At 48.6% G+C, this 2,507-nt stretch carries 2 protein-coding genes; both read right to left on the reverse strand.

All coding sequences use genetic code 11. The features are described from left to right. Nucleotides 1-512, reverse strand: a 512-nt coding sequence (locus MJZ26_14855) for a fibrobacter succinogenes major paralogous domain-containing protein (GenBank protein MCQ2107056.1), incomplete at its 3' end; no start/stop codon positions are given. Nucleotides 513-548: 36 nt separating this feature from the next. Then, nucleotides 549-2,306 (reverse strand): hypothetical protein, encoded by a 1,758-nt coding sequence (locus MJZ26_14860; protein MCQ2107057.1) that lies wholly within the window; start codon nucleotides 2,304-2,306, stop codon nucleotides 549-551. Nucleotides 2,307-2,507 lie beyond the last annotated feature (201 nt).

The raw sequence follows: 2,507 nt of genomic DNA on the forward strand, positions 1-2,507 counted from the left end.
TCTTCCGTCGCACTCCAGAGGTAAGCATACATTGTCTGGCGATCGAATCGCCCGCGGTAATCACGGAAACCCGACGGCGTTCCATTAAATCCATATTCATCGGAGCCATTGCCGTAATGGCTCCAGCCTTCCGCGGATTTCAGCTTGACGGCGGCAGAATCACGGCCACCCACCTCAACGAAGAGCTGATCGAACTCCTCGGCAGTAGGCAAATGCCATCCGGCGGGGCAAACATCCTTCGCCACATCCCAAGTATAAAAACGACCGTACTTGCGACAGTCGTAATTGAAACGTGTATAGCAGAAACTTTCTTCCGCGGCAAAGCTCAGATTCTCTGCCATCCAAATCTGGGAACCAATTTTTACTGTCTTGTATTCCTGACCATCACGAGCATCCTTCAACACAGAGCCTTCAACCGAAGCATTGGCCAATTCCTCCGCAAAGGTCAAAGTTCCCCAAAACAGGATTAATCCACAAATCAAAAATGCAAGGCAGGAAAACCGTCCCTTCATAAAAAATCCATCAAAAAGATTTTCCCGTAAATCTAACTACATTACGGAAGAAACTCCCATGATGTTGAAGTTGCCGATGGATCCGCTTGTAGCCTGGATCTTGAACTTCAAGCTAGCAATCTTTGCTGCGGCTGCTTCACCGGTTATCTTGACAGAACCCCAGCCGGCCTGCTTAAACTGATTCCAAGCAAAGCATTTTGTAGAACCAGTCGGCGCCTTTGCCAAGGTTACGAACGGGTTGTCATACTCGATTTCTACATCGCCCACATCACCTAGGCCAATTTCAAGAGTCATCGGGGAATCAACTGCATAAGAAACGCAGATTCCGCCCCACTTGGATGCATCCACTGCAACAGCCACTCCAGTCAGATCCTCGCCACCGACATTGAAACCAAGCCCGACATAAGGATTATACGAAAGGGTTCCCTTGCTTAGAGCATATCCACCACATACTCCCTTACAATAGTCCATGATCGGATCGAAAGAATCGTAATCATGTTCAACCTGCGGCCACACAATCTGAGACTTTCCGCCATCGACTTCATCATCATACGTGAACCAATAACCAGAGGTTTCCGAACCATTATCAAGGCCGGTATTTACGCTGTATTCGTCAGAATCACCACACCATTTCATCAAGGAACCTGTTAAGGAAGCGTCGCAACCACTGCCGATTACGGGACTCGGCGTAAAGGAGACTGAGCTGGAACTTGCAACAGAAGAACTGGAGGCAGCAGGAACAACGACGCCAGAGTACTCATTGGAGGTAACTGACATAATGTTGAACTTGCCAGTGGTTCCCGATTTTCCCTGGAACTTGAACTTCAAGGCAACAAGTTTATCGGCGACATCGGCACCGGATGCGGCACTGGGGAGCCCCCATCCGCCTGCCTTAAACTGTTTCCATTCAAAGCACTTTAGCGAACCCGTTGCAGACTTTGGAAGCGTAACGAAAGGATTGTCAAAGCCAATTTCAGCATCCATAGCATCGCCAAGACCCATTTCAAGAGATACTGCAATATCGGATGAGTAACCGACGCAAACACCATTCCACTTGGAAGCGTCAACAGCGGCAGGAGTACCAGACTCATCGTCGCCACCAACATTGAAACCCACACCTACATACGGGTCATACGTAAGGGATCCCTTTTCTAAGCTGATGGTTCCACATAGGCCGCCACAGACATCAATAACTGGATCCATGGCATCGTCCACATATTCATTTCCCAAGGGAACAGGCCATGTAATTGTAGAAGCACCACCATCGGCGTCGTCAGCGTATGCATACCAGTAACCAGATGTTTCTGTACCAACATCAAGCCCGGTTTCAACTCGATATACCATTTCGTCGCCAACCCAGTGCATAAGGTTGCCACCGACAGAGCCTCCGATAACGCCTCCGTAAATCGGACTAACGGAAGAGCTTGAACGCATCGTAGATGAAGACGAAGCTGTGACCTGGCCGTTGGCAGCCTCTTCCTGCTTTGAGTCGGAAGACAGGCCTGGCTTTCCGTCTCCGCTAGGCTCAGTAGAAGAACTATCTGCGGAGCCACTTTCCCCATTGGAAACAAGCAAAGCCCAAGTGCCAGCATAGCACTTATATTTCTGGCCTTCGGAACGGACCAAAACTATGTCGCCTTCCCTATCGGAAGTACACTCAGGAAGAGCGTCGTAAGTTTCAAACGACACGATGTCGTTGTTTTGGGAATCCGGCGACGTAGTGGAATCGCCACATGCAAAAAGCAGGGATGAGACAGCAATAGCAGTAACACCCTGAGAGATTTTCCTAACCATAACACTCCTCCTTAGAAGTTGTTAAACCATCTAAGCTAGATATACATTACAAGTAGCCCAAATGCAATACCCCGAAGGAGCGCAAACAGCTTGTGATTATACAAAAAAGAGGATATTAAAGCTACAGATCACCCAATTTCACAATTCGCCTAATTCCATCAGCGGATTGCAACAGGTAAACGCCCTTGTTATACCCTGCAG

The organism is Fibrobacter sp. (assembly GCA_024398965.1).
In the GTDB taxonomy this organism is placed as follows: Bacteria; Fibrobacterota; Fibrobacteria; order Fibrobacterales; family Fibrobacteraceae; genus Fibrobacter.

Bases quoted from the DNA above. Each gene is read 5' to 3' on its own strand.
- MJZ26_14860 (MCQ2107057.1), bottom strand. From the start codon at position 2,306: ATGGTTAGGAAAATCTCTCAGGGTGTTACTGCTATTGCTGTCTCATCC.